The sequence below is a fragment of the Pseudomonas sp. GW821-FHT09A09 genome (assembly GCF_059418405.1).
Genome location: NZ_JBWKPU010000021.1, coordinates 31,589 through 47,267, shown reverse-complemented (window position 1 = coordinate 47,267; position 15,679 = coordinate 31,589). Strand labels below are relative to the sequence as shown.

The 15,679-nt window shown below is 61.6% G+C and carries 16 protein-coding genes; 9 read left to right on the top strand and 7 right to left on the bottom strand.

Annotated elements, in window-relative coordinates; translation table 11 throughout:
- Window positions 1-51 precede the first annotated feature (51 nt).
- A complete protein-coding gene (locus AC07OV_RS18735) occupies window positions 52-999 on the top strand; it encodes a LysR substrate-binding domain-containing protein (RefSeq protein ID WP_176994952.1) in 948 nt (315 codons plus the stop codon).
- 212 nt (window positions 1,000-1,211) lie between these two features.
- Complete coding sequence (locus AC07OV_RS18730) at window positions 1,212-1,622, top strand: HPF/RaiA family ribosome-associated protein (RefSeq protein ID WP_176994951.1); 411 nt, start codon at window positions 1,212-1,214, stop codon at window positions 1,620-1,622.
- 234 nt (window positions 1,623-1,856) lie between these two features.
- Here the strand turns inward: AC07OV_RS18730 and AC07OV_RS18725 are convergent, their stop codons facing one another.
- The gene (locus AC07OV_RS18725) at window positions 1,857-3,377 is read right to left on the bottom strand and encodes an MFS transporter (protein ID WP_495092753.1); all 1,521 of its coding nucleotides are present in this window, start codon (window positions 3,375-3,377) and stop codon (window positions 1,857-1,859) included.
- A gap of 106 nt (window positions 3,378-3,483) precedes the next feature.
- On the opposite strand from AC07OV_RS18725, the gene AC07OV_RS18720 reads away from it, so the two are divergent.
- Complete coding sequence (locus AC07OV_RS18720; RefSeq protein WP_494997266.1) at window positions 3,484-4,356, top strand: LysR family transcriptional regulator; 873 nt, start codon at window positions 3,484-3,486, stop codon at window positions 4,354-4,356.
- Between the two features lie 246 nt (window positions 4,357-4,602).
- On the opposite strand, the gene fecA is transcribed toward AC07OV_RS18720, so the two are convergent.
- From fecA to AC07OV_RS18705, 3 genes are all read right to left on the bottom strand, one after another.
- Window positions 4,603-6,939, bottom strand: coding sequence for a TonB-dependent Fe(3+) dicitrate receptor FecA (fecA, locus tag AC07OV_RS18715; protein WP_494997267.1), 2,337 nt, complete (start codon window positions 6,937-6,939; stop codon window positions 4,603-4,605).
- A 91-nt stretch (window positions 6,940-7,030) separates the two neighbouring features.
- The gene (locus AC07OV_RS18710; protein ID WP_495092752.1) at window positions 7,031-7,972 is read right to left on the bottom strand and encodes a FecR domain-containing protein; all 942 of its coding nucleotides are present in this window, start codon (window positions 7,970-7,972) and stop codon (window positions 7,031-7,033) included.
- A complete protein-coding gene (locus AC07OV_RS18705) occupies window positions 7,969-8,457 on the bottom strand; it encodes a sigma-70 family RNA polymerase sigma factor (RefSeq protein WP_176994946.1) in 489 nt (162 codons plus the stop codon). Before AC07OV_RS18705 ends, AC07OV_RS18710 begins: the two co-directional genes overlap by 4 nt.
- A gap of 170 nt (window positions 8,458-8,627) precedes the next feature.
- Here AC07OV_RS18705 and AC07OV_RS18700 point away from each other — a divergent pair, with 170 nt between their 5' ends.
- The 5 genes from AC07OV_RS18700 to AC07OV_RS18680 are packed head-to-tail and all read left to right on the top strand — an operon-like array spanning window position 8,628 to window position 12,388.
- Window positions 8,628-8,930 carry a DUF3649 domain-containing protein gene (locus tag AC07OV_RS18700; protein WP_176994945.1) on the top strand — a complete coding sequence of 101 codons (303 nt, stop codon included), beginning with the start codon at window positions 8,628-8,630 and terminating at the stop codon, window positions 8,928-8,930.
- Entirely contained in the window at window positions 8,927-10,501 is a 1,575-nt protein-coding gene (locus AC07OV_RS18695; RefSeq protein ID WP_495092751.1) for a PepSY-associated TM helix domain-containing protein, read from the top strand. The genes AC07OV_RS18700 and AC07OV_RS18695 overlap by 4 nt, the downstream gene beginning before the upstream one ends.
- Complete coding sequence (locus tag AC07OV_RS18690) at window positions 10,502-10,828, top strand: DUF3325 domain-containing protein (RefSeq protein ID WP_494997270.1); 327 nt, start codon at window positions 10,502-10,504, stop codon at window positions 10,826-10,828.
- 7 nt (window positions 10,829-10,835) lie between these two features.
- The gene (locus AC07OV_RS18685; protein ID WP_494997271.1) at window positions 10,836-11,414 is read left to right on the top strand and encodes an RNA polymerase sigma factor; all 579 of its coding nucleotides are present in this window, start codon (window positions 10,836-10,838) and stop codon (window positions 11,412-11,414) included.
- Complete coding sequence (locus tag AC07OV_RS18680; RefSeq protein ID WP_494997272.1) at window positions 11,411-12,388, top strand: FecR family protein; 978 nt, start codon at window positions 11,411-11,413, stop codon at window positions 12,386-12,388. Before AC07OV_RS18685 ends, AC07OV_RS18680 begins: the two co-directional genes overlap by 4 nt.
- A 165-nt stretch (window positions 12,389-12,553) precedes the next feature.
- On the opposite strand, the gene AC07OV_RS18675 is transcribed toward AC07OV_RS18680, so the two are convergent.
- Both AC07OV_RS18675 and yejK read right to left on the bottom strand, forming a co-directional pair.
- Window positions 12,554-12,904, bottom strand: a complete 351-nt coding sequence (locus tag AC07OV_RS18675; RefSeq protein ID WP_495092750.1) for a glutaredoxin family protein — start codon at window positions 12,902-12,904, stop codon at window positions 12,554-12,556.
- Window positions 12,904-13,908: a nucleoid-associated protein YejK gene (gene yejK / locus AC07OV_RS18670; RefSeq protein ID WP_003171997.1), complete on the bottom strand. Its 1,005-nt coding sequence runs from the start codon at window positions 13,906-13,908 to the stop codon at window positions 12,904-12,906. Before yejK ends, AC07OV_RS18675 begins: the two co-directional genes overlap by 1 nt.
- Window positions 13,909-14,304: 396 nt before the next feature.
- Here yejK and AC07OV_RS18665 point away from each other — a divergent pair, with 396 nt between their 5' ends.
- On the top strand, window positions 14,305-14,586 hold the full coding sequence (locus AC07OV_RS18665; RefSeq protein WP_003188840.1) for an HU family DNA-binding protein: 282 nt from the start codon (window positions 14,305-14,307) through the stop codon (window positions 14,584-14,586).
- A 66-nt stretch (window positions 14,587-14,652) separates the two neighbouring features.
- Here AC07OV_RS18665 and rlmF read toward each other — a convergent pair whose 3' ends face one another.
- Complete coding sequence (rlmF, locus tag AC07OV_RS18660; RefSeq protein ID WP_176994938.1) at window positions 14,653-15,669, bottom strand: 23S rRNA (adenine(1618)-N(6))-methyltransferase RlmF; 1,017 nt, start codon at window positions 15,667-15,669, stop codon at window positions 14,653-14,655.
- Window positions 15,670-15,679 lie beyond the last annotated feature (10 nt).

The following is a 15,679-nucleotide window of genomic DNA, read 5'->3' as shown; positions in this document are numbered from 1 at the left end:
GGCACTGACCAACGAATTATCCTAAGACACCCTTTAGCAGGACTAAACCCTATGACTCGCCCCCTACATGGCCAGACCTACGTCTGGTTGCACGTGTTTTCCTGCGCTGCGCGGCATTTGTCGTTCACCCGTTGCGCCGAAGAACTGCACATCACGCCGGGGGCGGTGAGCCAACAAATTCGCCAGTTGGAGGAGCGCCTGGGGTTTCGTCTGTTTCATCGGCGGGCGCGTGGTGTGGAGCTGAGCGCCGAGGGGCAGCGGCTCGCGACGACGGTGGGGGAGGCTTACGGCAGCATCGATGCAGAGTTGCAGCGGCTGGACGCGGGGATGATCAGCGGTACCTTGCGCTTGCGCTCGATTCCGTCGTTTCTCGGTAAATGGCTGACCCCGCGTCTGCCACGGCTTCAGCAGCGTTTCCCGGACATCCAACTGCGCATGGTCGCGGAAGACAGCAGCATCGCCCTGCACGAAGGTGACTTCGATTTGGCGATTGACTTGAACGACGGCAGCTACCCCGGCCTGTTATCCACAGCCCTGTTGGACGAGCAGATTTTTCCGGTGTGCGCCCCGAGCCTGTTGCGTGGACGTCCGCCGTTGCACGGCCCGGCTGATCTGGTGCATTTCCCGTTGTTGCACGACATCACCGCTTGGCGTGGGAGTTATGAGTACGCGGAGTGGGAGTTTTACCTGAATGCCATCGGCTATCACGAAGCCGATGTTCGACGCGGGCATACCTTCAACCGCAACCACCTGACGATCGAGGCTGCCATCGCCGGCATGGGCGTCGCCATTGCGCGGCGTACCTTGCTCAATGATGAGCTGGAGCGTGGCACCTTGATCGTGCCCTTCGGATTGGCGGTGCCCAATCACAAACGTTATGTACTGCTGTATGCGCCAGGCGCACTAAGCCACCCGGGCGTACGGGCGGTGCATGATTGGCTGGTGGAAGAAGCGGGGATTTTTCGCGGATTGCACCCCTTGGGTGAGGGGCAATTGTGAGGTTGTTCAGGCGTAAGAAGATGTAACCAACTCCCCACCCTAACAGCGTTTTTGCTCGTCGTCAGACTTAATTTGTAATGTGGGATTTATCTTTGCAAAGGGGTTGAATTAGTTCTCTGACTGCTCAATTGTGTAATCAAGAGGTCATGGTTACACCACACCGGTGTTGCAGTTGTGACCTCCCGCGAGCTAGCTGAAATAAGGGAAGAACTATGCAAATCCAAGTCAATAGCGATAACCATATTGAAAGCAGCATCCGACTGGAGGAGTGGGTACGTACTACCATTGAGAGCACGCTCGAACGTTATGAAGAACACCTGACCCGCGTTGAGGTTTACCTGCGCGATGAGAACGGCGACAAGCCAGGCCCCCATGATTTGAGTTGCCGACTGGAAGCACGGCCAAAGGGCCATCAACCGGTCTCGGTCTGCGACAAGGCCGACACGCTGGAACAGGCCATCGACGGTGCCGCCATCAAACTGGAGCATGCGTTGGAACATCTGTTCGGCAAACTGCAAGGCAAGCCACGCGCTGCCGGGAAAAGCCAGCCGACCACCAAAGTGAATGAAGACGAGCTTGAACAGGAGTTTCTGGAAAAAGAACGTGCCGTGTTCAACGGCTGATCACTGACAGTTCCTTCATCGCCACTAAAGACGGGCCTGCATTTGCAGGCCCGTTTTCGTTTTGAGAGCCTAGCGAAGCTGCGAAAGCGGCGGCACAGGCGACATATCAATCGACTGTGCCGCCGCCATCGCTGGCAAGCCAGCTCCTACAGGGGATCTTCGTCGCTGCACGCATCCCCTGTGGGAGTTGTCGAGCTTTAGCGAGGCTGCGAAGGCGGCGGCACGGGCGACATCTCAATAAGGCTGTGCGCGGCTACGGAAAAAATAGCGGCTCAACAGCGCCAGCACGCCCGCGCCAATGCCCGCAAAGAGCATGGCCCAACCGGTGCCGTGGCGCAGGGCGGCCTGCGCATCCGCCGTCGTCAGCCCCGGCACGTCCAGTTTGCCAGCGGCGATGTGCTGGCTGATGGCGGGCCAGTCCAGGGCCGTGGTTGCGGGCAGCAAACTGGCCAGTTGATGGCTGATCCCGAGCAGCAACACCAGGCCCATCAATGCGATGTTCAGTGCCAGCGTGATCAGCCGCGCACTGAGGTCGATGCCCGACGCCATGCCCGCACGGTCAGCCGAAACCGAGCCGGTGGTGGTGTTGGTGGTCGGTGAGTTGGTCAGCGCCAAACCGATGCCGGCGAGTACGCAACTGCACAGCACCCCTGCGGTACTCGGCTGCTCTGCACGGTTGATCACGGCCATGGCGATAAACCCCGCGCCCATCAGGCCAAGGCCCAGCGGGATGATACGTTCGGCGCCATGGCGCAAGGCCAGGCGTTCGGCCAGCGGCGGCACCAACAAGGTCGGCAGGGTGTAGGCGAGCAGGGCGCCGCCAGTGGTCATGGTGTCGTAGCCCAGGCCGGCCTGGAAGTAGAGCGGCAGGTAGATCATGAACGGCCAGAAACTGAAGTTCATGCCGATCGAGCCCATCAGTGCGCCGTTGAAACGCTGGATACGAAACACCGAAAAATCGAACATCGGGTGCGCGCTGCGTCGTTCAATGATGATGAACAGCAACAGTCCGACCAACGACAGGCTGGCCCAGCCGAGCATGGTCGGGGTGGCAAAGCCGTGTTCGGTGCCTTGGGTGATGAAGTACACCAGCGCGAACACCGACAACGTCAAGGTGAGCATGCCGGCGATGTCGAGGCGATGGCCGGCCGGGTCGCGGGATTCCTGCACGCTGATGCGCAGCAGCACCAGGGTGAGCAAGGTCAGTGGCACATGCACCAGGAACACCCAGCGCCAGTCGGCCACGGCCAGGATCAACGCCCCCACCATCGGCCCGAAACCCAGGCCGATGCCTGCGATCACGCCCCATATCGCGAAGGCCCGGGCTCGCGCCGCAGGCTCGCGGAACAGGTGCGAAAGAATCGCGAACTGGCAGATCATCATCGCGCCAGCCCCTACGCCCTGCACGAAACGCGCAGTAATCAACGTGGGGGCGCTGTCGGCCAGGCCACAGGCCAACGAGGCCAGACCAAACACCCACAAGCACAGCACCAGCATGCGCCGGCGGCCAAAGCGGTCGGCCAGGGTGCCGGCGGCCATCAGTACGCTGGTACAGGCCAACGTGTAGGCGTTCATGATCCATTGGGCGTCCTGAAAACCTGTGCCCAGTTGCTGTTCCAGGGTGGGCAGGATGACGGGCACGCTGGAAATTTCCAGGCCGAACATCAGGGCGACAAGGCAAACGGCGGTGAGGGCGAGCGCGTTCCTGGCCGCATGGGGTGTGCTGACGGCCGATAACGTGGCGGCGGGTGGCATGGGGATTCTCCTGAAGATGGGGGACCCGGTTATTTTCAGGGGAATCTGGTTCTTTATTCGTGATAAGTTTTCTGTTGATAAGGGATCTTAAGGCGACAATTGCACCATGACCACTCCGCGTTTCGACGGCGTCGAACTCTTTTTGCAGATCGTGGAAAGCGGCAACCTGACGCAAGCCGCCGAACGCCTGAACCTCACGCGCTCTGCGGTGGGCAAGGGCCTGGCGCGGCTGGAGGCACGCTTGGGCACCTGTCTGTTGCAACGCTCGACACGGCGCCAACGTCTGACAGAAGACGGGCAGGCGTACTACGAACATTGTTTGCGCGCACTGGCTGAGCTGGAGGCGGCCGAGTCGGTGTTGGAGAGTGGTCGGCAGCAGCCACGCGGGCGCTTGCGGGCGAGTGTGCCGCTGGCCTTCGGTCATCACTATGCGGCGCCGGCGCTGTGGGGGTTGATGGATCGATACCCGGAGCTGGAGGTCGAGATTTGCTTCTCGGACCGCATGATCGATCTGGCGCAGGAAGGCTTCGACATCGCCGTGCGCATCGGCCCATTGCCGGATACGGATCGGCTGAGCGCTCGCCGCCTGGGCGAACAGGCTGTGGGCCTGGCGGCGTCACCGGCGTATCTGCAGCGCAAGGGACGTATTGAAGGGATTGATGACCTCGCAGGCCATCGGGGTATCGCTTACCGCAGCAATACGGCGTATCGCTCGCGTGTGGCGTCCCCCTTGGTGTTGGACGACCTCCAGGCCGTGGCCGATGCCGCGATTGCGGGCGTTGGTCTGGCCTGGTTGCCGAGTTGGCTGATTGCGCATTACGTCTTGCGCGGGCAGTTGGAGCCGGTCTTGCCGGGCTACCGGGAGCAGCCTTCACCGATCCATGTGATCTGGCCGACGGCACCGCACATGCCGGCCAAGACGCGCTGCGCAATCGATGCGCTGGTGACGGGCACGCCAAGCTGCCTGGCGGGCAGTTAAACCCTTTCCGACAACAGGAGCTGGCTTGTCGAATCGTCGCACCGCAGCGATGTCGGTGAGCCAGTTGATACAGCGGCTGCTGATACACCGCTATCGCAGGCAAGCCAGCTCCTACAGTGGATTTTCGTCGCTGCACGAGCCCCTGTGGGAGCTGGCTTGCCTGCGATAGCGGTATGTCAGCCAACAAATCTATCGATTGATGCGCCGCCATCGCTGGCAAGCCAGCTCCTACAGGGGGTGTCGTGGTTAAAACGCGATGGAGGTTTGCACGTACACCGTGCGCGGTTCGCCCACGTATTTGCCTTTGTTGTTATCGTCGAACGAGCGGGTGTAGTACTGCTTGTTGAAGATGTTTTTCACGCCGACCGCCACGTTCAAATCCGACAGCTGCGGGCCAAAGTCATAGGCTGCGCGGCTGCTGAACAGCATGTAGCCCGGGATGCGTCCGGTACTGCCGTCAGCACTTTCGGCCACGGTGTTGGCGTTGTCGGCGAACTGGCTGCTCTGGTAACTGCTGTCCAGGTTGAGCTTCCAGCGGCCTTCGGTGTAGCCCACGCCGAGGGTGCCTTTGTGCTTGGACGAGAAGGGCACGCGGTTGCCTTTGTTCGGGCCGTCTTCGCGGATGGTCGCATCGACATAGGCGTAGGTGGCATACACATCAAAACCTGCCAGCGCCGGGCTCAACCCGTCGAGGGCGTAGTTGACGCTCGACTCGATGCCCTGGTGGCGGGTTTCGCCGCGGGCAATCACCGAATCGTTGGTCTGATTGCTGTCGTACTGGTTGTCGAAGTTGATCAGGAACGCGCCGATTTCTGCACGCAGGGTGCCGTTGTCATAGCGCGTGCCGAGTTCCCAGGTGCGGGCTTTTTCCGGCTTCACTTCGCCGCTGGTCACGCGGTTGGGCATCTGGCTGTACTGCACGCTGCCGAACGAGCCTTCGGTGTTGGCGTAGAGGTTCCAGTCGTCGGTGAGGTGGTAGAGCACGTTCAGCGCCGGCAGTGCGGTGTTGTAGTCGCCCTTGTATTTGACGTTTGTCAGGTTGTTGGTCTGCTGGGACTCGATCATCTCGTAGCGTACGCCCGGGGTGATGGTCCACTTGCCGATGTCGATGCGGTCATCGACGAAGAACGCGTTGGCTTCGGTGGCGCCACGGGTGTCGCGGTCGTTGCGGCTGTTGGTGTTGGGCAGTTGCTGGTTGGCGCTGATCGGCGTGCGGTAGCGCAATTCATGGCCGGCTTCGTTGATGTAGCGGTAGCCCACGCCCACTTCATGGCTGCTGGGGCCTAGGTCGAAGCCTTGGGCAAAGCGGGTTTCAAGGCCGCGTACCCAGTACTCGCGAGGCGAAAGCGACAGGAAGGTGCCCTGGTCCAGGTAGCCATTGCGCAGTGTGGTGGTGAAGAAGGTGTTGGCGGTGAATTCGCGACGGTCTTCCTGGTAGCGGTAGCCGGCGTTGAACATGGTGCGACGGCCCCAGAATTTGTCGTAGGGGCGGGTGGACTGATACGGATCGGCCTTGTAGTCCTTGACGTTCAAACCGCCGGGCATATCGGCCTGGCCTTCGTAGTACTGTGCCATGGCGTTGAAGCTGTTGGCGTCGTCGAGCTGGTATTTGCCCTTGAGGATCAGGTCATCGATGCGCGTGTTGCTGTTTTCACGCCAGTCGCCGCCACGGGTGCCCGAGTACAGGATCGCGCCACCCAGGCCGTTATCAGCAGTGCCGCCGGCGAGCAGGTTGCCAGTGGTCTTGAAGCCGTCGTGGCTGGACGACGGGCTGGTCTCAGTCTGCAAACCACCTTTGACGGTCGGCGCATCGGGAATGGCGCGGGTCACGAAGTTGACGATGCCCCCAACGTTCTGCGGGCCGTAGCGCACGGCACCGCCGCCGCGTACGACGTCGACCGCGTCCATGTTGCCCATGCTGATCGGCGCGAACGACAGCTGCGGCTGACCGTACGGCGCGAAAGGCACCGGGATACCGTCCATCAATACCGTGGAACGCGACGCCAGGCGTGGGTTGAGGCCGCGAATGCCGAAGTTCAGCGCCATGTCGTGGCTGCCAGTGCCGTTGTTTTCCGGGGCATTGACGCCGGGAATACGGTTGAGTACATCGCGGGCCTGGGTGGCGCCCTGGCGTTCGAACTCTTCGCGGCGGATCACGTCACGGGCACCGGGGTGTTCAAATACGTTGGTCTGCTGCGCGTCGCCGAGCCAGTCGCCCACCACGTTGGAGGTTTGCAGTTCCAGCGTGGCGGGGGCACTGGCCGGTTGCAGGCTGTAGGCGTTGTCGCCCTCGGCGCGGGCTTGCAGGCCGGTGCCTTCCAGCAGTTTCTGCAGGCCTTCGGCGGCGCTGTAATTGCCGGACAGCCCGCGGCTTTGCAGGCCGGCCGTCACGTCGGAGCCGAACGAAATCAGCACGCCCGCCTCACGCCCGAATTGATTGAGTGCCGCTTCCAACGACGCCGGCGCAATGTGATAGGGCTTGGCCTCTGCCGCCATCAGCTGAGGAATCACTGTGAGACTGAGGCTGGCGCCCAGTAGGAGTTGGCGCAAGGTGCGGGCGAGAAGCGTCGGCTGCTGGGGCATGAAGTGCGGTCCTGAGAAGGAAGAATCAAGGTGGCTTTCCTTCTCTGTCACGCGAGGTGTGGAAAACGGCTCACGGTGCTGCACAATAATTTCAGGCCCGTGCCTGCACCGTCACCCAGTAGCGGGTGAAGCGCCGCACTTTGACGGGCAGGCTGACTTCCAGCAGGTCGAGGATGCGTTCACTGTCGTCCAGCGGGTAGCTGCCGGACAGCAGCAAGTTGGCCACCTGCGGGTCACAGTTGAGCTGGCCACGGCGATAGCGACCCAGTTCGGTGAGGAAGTCTTCAAGGCGCATATGGGCGGCCATCAACATGCCGTCGGCCCAGGCGCCGCTGTTGGCGTCGGTGGGGCGTGGGGTGTCCCAACCCTTGCGGGTGAAGTTGACCTGGCGCGACGCCTCGACCGTCAGCGGCAGGCCGCTGTAGCTATTGGGCATCACGTCGACATGACCGTCGAGCACGGCCAGTTGGGTGTGGTCGTTGAACTGGCGTACGTTCCAGCGTGCGGCCTGGCTGCTGAGCAAACCCTGGCCGGTCAACACGCGCAGCGGCGTATTGCCGGCGTTGGCGGTCAACAGGATTTCGCCTTCCAGCAGGCGGATCAAGCGTTGCTGGCCATCGAAATGCACATCCACGGCGCTGCCGGTATTGAGTTGCAATTGGCTGCCATCCGCCAGTTGCACTTTGCGCCGCTGGCCGACGGGGCTGCGGTAGTCGGCGGTGAGCGGCGGCAGGATATGTTGCTGGCGCAGGCTCCAGGCCGCAGCCGAACCGGCGCCGAGGATCAACAGCAACTTCAGGGCCTGGCGTCGGCTGCTGGATTTCGGTGCGTTCAAGGCGGCGTGGGCTAGGGGCGAGGGCATGCCGCGCAGGCGTTGGTTGACGCGCTGGATGTGGTCCCAGGCGCGCTGGTGTTCGCTGTGGGCGTCCAGCCATTGTTGCCAGGCGGCCTGCTGGCGCGGGTTGAGCGTGCCCTGCTGCATTTCCATCAGCCAGTGCACGGCTTGCTCGGCGACTTGGGTCGAGAAATTCATAGGGCAAAGTAGCAGCGCATGGCCGCTTTATTCAGGTGGCGTTTGACCGTGGCAATGGAAATACCCAGTTCCGCGCCGATTTGTGCGTAGGTCAGGCCGTCGAGCTGGGCCAGCAGGAACGCGCGTTTGACCTGCACGGGCAGGCCATCGAGCAGTTGGTCCAGTTCCAGCAATGTTTGCAGGATGATCGCGCGGTCTTCTTCTGAAGGGGCGACCTGTTCGGGCATCTGCGCCAGGGCGTCGAGGTAGGCGCGCTCCAGGTCCTGGCGGCGATAGAAGTTGAACAGCACGCGCTTGGCGACGGTGGTGAGGAAGGCACGCGGTTCGATCAGTGTCGGCGTTTCCCGTGCGGTGAGCACGCGGATGAAGGTGTCCTGGGCCAGGTCGGCCGCGCTTTCCGGGCAGCCGAGCTTGCGTCGCAACCAGCCGGTGAGCCAGTGGTGATGGTCGTGGTACAGGACTTCGACGGTGTTGGACGGCTGCAACGCAATCACTCCACAAGCATCGGCATGCTTTAGAGAACAAGAATTGTTCGCATTGTAGGGCGCGCGATACGGTTCGGCAATCCGTGGCGACGGGTGATTCATCCGTTCTGTTTTGCTTATGAGAATATTTATCATTAATATTGCGCGCTGATGAATCTGGCGCTTCCCGCATGAAAAGCAAAACCTCATTGCCCGCTACCTATCGCCTCGCCGTCACCTCGCGCGTGTTGGCGGCTGTGGTGGGCGGCTACCTGATGGCATCCCTGGCCAGCATCTGCCTGGCGCTCTGGCTGCCAACGTCCCGCGCCGACGCGGTGATCACCGGGATGATGAGTTCATTTGTGTTCTACCTGCTGGCCGTGCTCTGGTGTTTCGCCTGCCGTACCGCGTGGCGTGCATGGGCGGGGGTGATGGTGCCGAGTGCGTTGTTCGCGACCCTGGCCGGCGTGGGGTTCTGGATGGCACGCACATGAAAGAGGGCTTTCGCCAGGCAATGGCCTGGTTGCACACCTGGGCCGGCTTGATCTTCGGCTGGCTGCTGTTCGCGATTTTCCTGACCGGCACCCTGTCCTATTTCAAGGACGAGATCAGCCACTGGATGCAGCCCGAAGTGCAGGCCCACCCGCTGGACGATGCGCGCAGCCTCGCCGCCGCCCAAGCCTACCTGCAACAACAGGCACCGAATGCCGCACGCTGGTTCATCACCTTGCCAGACAGCCGTGACCCCGGCCTGTCGGTGATGTGGCAAGACAAGATCGACCCAGGCAAACGCGGCAACTTCATCCAGAAAACCCTCGACCCCGTCACCGGCCAGGCAGTCCAGGCCCGCGAAAGCATGGGCGGCGAGTTCTTCTACCGTTTCCACTTCCAACTGCAGATGCCCCACCCCTGGGGCCGCTGGCTGTCGACCATCGCGGCGATGGTGATGTTTGTCGCACTGATCACCGGGATCATCACCCACAAGAAAATCTTCAAGGACTTCTTCACCTTCCGCCCCCGCAAAGGCCAGCGTTCCTGGCTCGACGGGCATAACGCGGTGGGCGTGCTGGTGCTGCCTTTTCATTTGATGATCACCTACAGCAGCCTGGTGATTTTCATGAGCCTGGTGATGCCGGCGCCCATCGCCGCCTCCTATGGCAACGACACCCGCGCTTTTTTCAATGATGTATTCCCGGCCACCAACAACGCACCGGCACTCGGCCAGCCGGGCAAATTGCTGCCCTTGGGGCCGATGTACGAACAGGCCCGGACGCAGTGGGCGGGCGGGCATGTGGGCCGTTTGACGATCAACAACCCGAGCGACGTAAACGCCTCGGTGAATGTGTTCCGCGCTGGCTCCGACCGTGTGGTGCATGACTTCGGCAGCACCGTGTCGTTCAACGGCACCACCGGCGAGCTGTTGCGGGTCAGTGGCGAGCAGTCGCTGCCGGCCGCGATCAGCGGCAGTTTCTACGGCCTGCACATGGGCCATTTCGCCGGTCCGGTGTTGCGCTGGTTGTACTTTATCTGTGGCCTGGCGGGCACGGCGATGATCGGCACCGGGCTGGTAATCTGGCTCGGAAAACGTCAGCTCAAGCACGTCAAGACCGGTGTGATGCCATTCGAGTTGCGGTTGGTGGAAATCCTGAACATCGCCAGCATGTCGGGGCTGATGATCGCCATCGCGGCGTTTTTCTGGGCCAATCGATTGCTGCCGGTCGGCCTCTCCGAACGCTCCGATTGGGAAGTGCAGGCCTTTTTCATCGCGTGGGGTTTGAGCCTGCTGCACGCCGTGTTGCGCCGAGGTCGCCAGGGTTGGGTTGAGCAATTGAGCGTCGGTGCGTTGTTGTTCGTGTCGATTCCGCTGCTCAACGCACTGACCACCTCGCAACACCTGGGCGTGTCATTGGCCAAGGGCGACTGGGCCATGGCCGGGTTCGACCTGACGTGCCTGGCCAGCGGGCTTTTCCTTACCTGGGCGGCCTGGAAGATGCAGCACCGCACGGCGCCGCAGCTCAAGGCGGTGCGTGCAGCGTCTTTGACGCTCAAGCAGGAGGCGAACTGAATGCTGCTCGCCCTCCTGCTGTGCTACGCCGGGTTTACCGCGCTATGCCTGGCCACCGACCGCCACCATGGCGAACTGCTGCACAGCAAACCGTCCCCTCGCCGACGCTTGGTTTTGCGTGGGGCGGGGTGGTTGTTGTTAATCGTGGCCATCTGGCCGGCCGTTGCCGCCACCGGCTGGAGCCAGGGCCTGGTGGAGTGGTGCGCGGTGTTGATGCTCAGCGCACTGTTGTTGGTGTTGCTGTTGCCGTATCGGCCAAGGCTGGCCTTGATCCTGGCGGGTGTTGGCTTGTTGGCCAGCCCGGTCGCGGCCTTCGCCATACTCTGAGCCTTCCATGATGATCAGCACACCACCGGAACCCAAAGACAGCTCGCACACGGATGCGGCCGGTGGACGTGCGCATTTTTTGCAGGTGTTTTTGTCCCAGCGTTCACAGATGGAAGCGCTGGTGAGCCGACGTGTGGGTTGCCGCGCCACCGCGGCTGACTTGGTGCAGGACTTGTTCCTGCGCTTCTGGCGCCGGCCGCTGGTGCAGGTCGAAGAACTCAGCACTTATTTGCTGCGCTGCGCGGGCAACATCGCCATCGACCACTTGCGTAGCGAAGGCGCCCGCGTACGCAGCAGCGAAGGTTGGCTCCCGGAACAACAGGACAACCAAGGCTCGGAGCCCCAGGCCGCCCTCGAAGCCGGCAATGACTTGCGCCATGTCGAGGCCGCCCTGCGCAGCTTGCCCGAGCGCACCCGGCAGATCTTCCTGCTCAACCGTATTCACGGGCGCAAATACGCCGAAATCGCCAAGGCCATGGGGGTGTCCCAAAGTGCCGTGGAAAAACATATGATGCGTGCCCTCGAAGCCTGCAAAGCCAGCCTTCGCGAACCATCGCCCCCACGCACGCCAGGGAAAGCACCGTGAACGTCACCCCCACGCCCGCCCAGGAACAAGCCGCACTGGCTTGGCTGAGCCTGCTGCATGACCAGCCCAGCAGCGGCGACCAGGCCACGTTCAGTCGCTGGCTGCGTGCCGACCCTGCGCATGTGCAGGCGTATTCCCAGGCGCAGGTGTTGTGGGAGTTGAGTGAAGTGCCGGCGCGTGCGCTTGCCGATGAGGATGCGCTGGCGTTGCAGGGTTACCTCAATGCGATGAACACCTCGAAGCGCTCGCGGGCGATACGTTGGTCCGGCGCTTTGGCGATGGCCGCCTGCCTCCTGTTGATGGTGTCCATGGGCGCCGGCTGGCAGCCGTCGCGCTGGGTCGATGGCTTCGGCGCGGACTACGTAACGGCGCCGGGCGAAATCAAAACCGTCACCCTGGCCGACCAATCCCAGGTGACCCTTGATGCTGACAGTGCCATTGCCGTGGATTTCAGCCATGGCGAGCGGCATATCCAGCTGCGTCGCGGCGCGGGCTTTTTCAGTGTGACCCATACCGGCCAGTCATTTGTGGTGGGGGCGGACAGTGGCGAAGCGCGGGTGTTGGGCACACAGTTCGAAGTGCGCCTGCAGCCGGCAGGGGCCGAGGTGACGGTATTGTCCGGACGGGTGGGAGTGACGCCATCCAAGACGGGTCAGCAGCAAATCCTCACGGCCGGCCAGCAAGTGACCTACGCCGATGGCATTGCCGAACCCCTGCACGGGGTCGACAGCGAATCACGCCTGGCCTGGCGCGACGGTTGGCTCAACTACTACAAGGCGCCGCTGGCGGATGTGGTCAAGGACTTGGGCCGTTATTACCCGGGCCGCATCCTGTTGCTGAACGACGACATGGGCGCCAAGCGCGTCAGCGGCAGCTTCCCCAGCAAAGACCCACAGGCGGTGTTGAATGCCTTGCAGGCAGTGCTCGGTTTTGAACAACACCATGTGTTGGGGCGGATGATCGTGTTGCGTTAGAGGCATGTAGGAGCTGGCTTGCCGGCGATAGCGTCACCGTGGTGTGCCTGACAGACCGTGGTGTCTGCATCGCAGGCAAGCCAGCTCCCACAAAAGCCAGCTCCCACACAAGCCAGATTCCAGGCAAACCAGCATTCACACAAGCCAGCTCCCATAAGGTGTGGGTTACTTCAGGGCTGCCATGATCGCGTCAGGGTTGTAGTCGCGAATCAGCGTGCCATTCACATTCACAAACGGAATCCCGCCGCCGCCCAGCGCCTCATACGCCTGGCGCGCCTGGGCGTCTTTCTCGATATCGAACGCTTGGTAAGGGATGCCTTTCTGGTCCAGAAAGCGGCGGATCTGCTTGCAGTAGCCACACCACTCGGTGGCATAGAGTGTCACGCGCGCCGAAGCGCGCACCTGCTCTGAAACCACCTGCGACGGGTTGAACACCCGCTGGATCTTGCCCCAGTTTTCGAACACCACCACTACCAGCAATATCAGCAGGACTTTCTTGAAGACCCCGCCCAGCATCAGTTACGGCGCTTGAGCTGGTCGGTCAGCTGGGTCGGCAGGCCCTTGATGATCAAGGTGCCAGCGGCTTCGTCGTACTCGATCTTGTCGCCCAGCAGGTGTGCTTCAAAACTGATGGACAGCCCCTCGGCGCGGCCGGTAAAGCGGCGGAACTGGTTGAGGGTGCGCTTATCGGCCGGGATTTCCGGCGACAGGCCGTAGTCCTTGTTACGGATATGGTCATAGAACGCCTTAGGTCGATCTTCATCGATCAAGCCCGAAAGTTCTTCAAGACCCATGGGTTCGCCGAGCTTGGCCTGGCTGCTGGCGTAGTCCACCAGGGTCTTGGTTTTTTCGCGGGCGGATTCGTCCGGCAGGTCCTCGCTTTCAACGAAGTCGCTGAAGGCCTTGAGCAAGGTACGGGTCTCGCCCGGACCGTCGACGCCTTCCTGGCAGCCGATGAAATCGCGGAAGTACTCCGAGACTTTCTTGCCGTTCTTGCCCTTGATGAACGAGATGTACTGCTTGGACTGCTTGTTGTTCTGCCACTCGGACACGTTGATGCGTGCCGCCAGGTGCAGTTGGCCCAGGTCCAGGTGGCGCGACGGGGTCACGTCCAGTTCATCGGTCACCGCCACGCCTTCGCTGTGGTGCAGCAGGGCGATGGCCAGGTAGTCGGTCATGCCTTGCTGGTAGTGGGCGAACAATACGTGGCCGCCGGTGGAGAGGTTGGACTCCTCCATCAGCTTTTGCAGGTGCTCGACGGCCGTGCGGCTGAAGGTGGTGAAATCCTGGCCGCCGTCGAAATACTCCTTCAACCAGCCGCTGAACGGGTGCGCGCCGGACTCGGCATGGAAAAAGCCCCAGGCCTTGCCTTGTTTGGCGTTGTAGCTCTCGTTGAGGTCGGCAAGCATGTTCTCGATGGCGGCAGACTCAGACAGCTCTGAGTCGCGGGCATGGAGAACTGCGGGTGTGCCGTCGGGTTTTTTGTCGATCAGGTGGACGATGCAATGACGGATCGGCATAGGCTTCTCGGCTGGTTGAAGGGGAGCGGGTGGCCTCCCCGAAAAGTCGCCCAGTGTACCGCACCCATTGGTCAAGACACGCGTTGAAGGACGTTTTGGCCGCTCTCCGACGGGGCATATTCCTTTTTTTCACGGTTTAGAGCGATAAAGCTGACCAAATGGGTAGGTAGAAGCGGATATTTCCCCGTCTCTGTGCTAGTTTTGCCCCGTCTTACGCCAAGTCTCGGCGTTAAGCGTGCATTCAGCATCTGTCAGGTCGAACCAATCCCCGTTTCAAGCATCTATAACCCCGATCTCCGTGGTTATAGCCGGGGGTGCCAGGCCACCACGGCCAGGCTCGACGGCTGACACTGCACTCTGCAATCCATATGAATTTGATAGGGAAGGAACACCACAATGGCTATTACTAAAGACCAACTGATCGCTGACCTGGCTGAAGCAGTAGACGCACCGAAAACTACCGTGCGTGCTCTGCTGGACCAACTGAGCCAAGTTGTTGCTGATCAGCTGGAAAACGGCGGCGAAATCACTCTGCCAGGCGTTGGCAAACTGAAAGTGACCGAGCGTCCTGCCCGTACTGGCCGTAACCCTTCGACTGGCGCTGCCATCGAAATCGCTGCCAAGAAAGTTATCAAGCTGGTTGTGGCCAAAGGCCTGACCGACGCTGTTAACAAGTAAGACGCAGCAAAAAAAACCGTGCTCCGGAGCGATCCGGGCACGGTTTTTTGTTGCCTGCGATTTGGTTTATCGCACCCAGCGCTGGCGCCAGATCAGTTGTTCGTTCTTGGTCTGGAAGGTCCAGGCGACGAAACGGCTTTGTTTCTGGCCCTGGGACATTTCCACCACCTGGCTTTCCAGTGCACCGGCCTTTTTCAGCGCGGTTTCAATGGCGGGCAGGTTGGAGGCTTTCGAGACCAGTGTGCTGAACCACAGTACCCGATGGGCGACTTTGGCGCTTTCAGCGATCAACTGGGTCACAAACCGCGCTTCGCCGCCTTCACACCACAGCTCGGCCGATTGGCCACCAAAGTTCAGCACCGGCAATTTACGCTTGGGATCGGCCTTGCCCAGGGCGCGCCATTTACGCTCGCTGCCCTTGGTGGCCTCTTCCATGGACGCATGGAAGGGCGGGTTGCACATGGTCAGGTCAAACGCCTCGCCCGTTTCCAGCAAACCCAGCAGGATCTGCTTGGGATTGGTCTGCTGACGCAACTGGATGACCTTGCTCAGGTCGTTGGACTGCACGATGGCTTTGGCGGCGGCCACTGCGATAGGGTCGACCTCCGAGCCGAGGAAGTTCCAGCGGTACTCCATGTAGCCAATCAGCGGGTAGACACAGTTGGCGCCCATGCCGATGTCCAGCACCTTGACGATAGAGCCACGCGGGATCTTGCCGTCGTTGTTGCTGGCCAACAGGTCGGCAAGGAAATGCACGTAGTCCGCACGCCCCGGCACCGGTGGGCACAGGTAGTCGGCCGGGATGTCCCAGTGCTGGATCCCGTAGAAGGACTTGAGCAGCGCCCGGTTGAACACGCGCACTGCATCGGGGCTGGCGAAGTCGATGCTTTCCTTGCCGTACGGGTTGATGATCACGAATTTCGCCAGTTCCGGCGTGGTCTTGATCAGCGCCGGGAAGTCGTAACGGCCCGTGTGGCGGTTACGCGGGTGCAGGGTGGCCTCTTTGCGTGGCGCGACGGGCTTGGCCGTGGCGGCGGTTTTAGGCTTCTTGCGTGGAGGCTTGGGCGTGCTGGGGGCGGTCATGATGATTCTG

Coding starts and splice junctions, on each gene's coding strand:
- AC07OV_RS18690 (WP_494997270.1), top strand. CDS start 10,502: ATGCTGCTCGCCCTCCTGCTGTGCTACGCCGGGTTTACCGCGCTATGC.
- AC07OV_RS18665 (WP_003188840.1), top strand. CDS start 14,305: ATGGCTATTACTAAAGACCAACTGATCGCTGACCTGGCTGAAGCAGTA.
- rlmF (WP_176994938.1), bottom strand. CDS start 15,669: ATGACCGCCCCCAGCACGCCCAAGCCTCCACGCAAGAAGCCTAAAACC.
- AC07OV_RS18685 (WP_494997271.1), top strand. CDS start 10,836: ATGATGATCAGCACACCACCGGAACCCAAAGACAGCTCGCACACGGAT.
- AC07OV_RS18700 (WP_176994945.1), top strand. CDS start 8,628: ATGAAAAGCAAAACCTCATTGCCCGCTACCTATCGCCTCGCCGTCACC.
- AC07OV_RS18725 (WP_495092753.1), bottom strand. CDS start 3,377: ATGCCACCCGCCGCCACGTTATCGGCCGTCAGCACACCCCATGCGGCC.
- AC07OV_RS18720 (WP_494997266.1), top strand. CDS start 3,484: ATGACCACTCCGCGTTTCGACGGCGTCGAACTCTTTTTGCAGATCGTG.
- AC07OV_RS18735 (WP_176994952.1), top strand. CDS start 52: ATGACTCGCCCCCTACATGGCCAGACCTACGTCTGGTTGCACGTGTTT.
- AC07OV_RS18730 (WP_176994951.1), top strand. CDS start 1,212: ATGCAAATCCAAGTCAATAGCGATAACCATATTGAAAGCAGCATCCGA.
- yejK (WP_003171997.1), bottom strand. CDS start 13,908: ATGCCGATCCGTCATTGCATCGTCCACCTGATCGACAAAAAACCCGAC.
- AC07OV_RS18695 (WP_495092751.1), top strand. CDS start 8,927: ATGAAAGAGGGCTTTCGCCAGGCAATGGCCTGGTTGCACACCTGGGCC.
- fecA (WP_494997267.1), bottom strand. CDS start 6,939: ATGCCCCAGCAGCCGACGCTTCTCGCCCGCACCTTGCGCCAACTCCTA.
- AC07OV_RS18675 (WP_495092750.1), bottom strand. CDS start 12,904: ATGCTGGGCGGGGTCTTCAAGAAAGTCCTGCTGATATTGCTGGTAGTG.
- AC07OV_RS18710 (WP_495092752.1), bottom strand. CDS start 7,972: ATGAATTTCTCGACCCAAGTCGCCGAGCAAGCCGTGCACTGGCTGATG.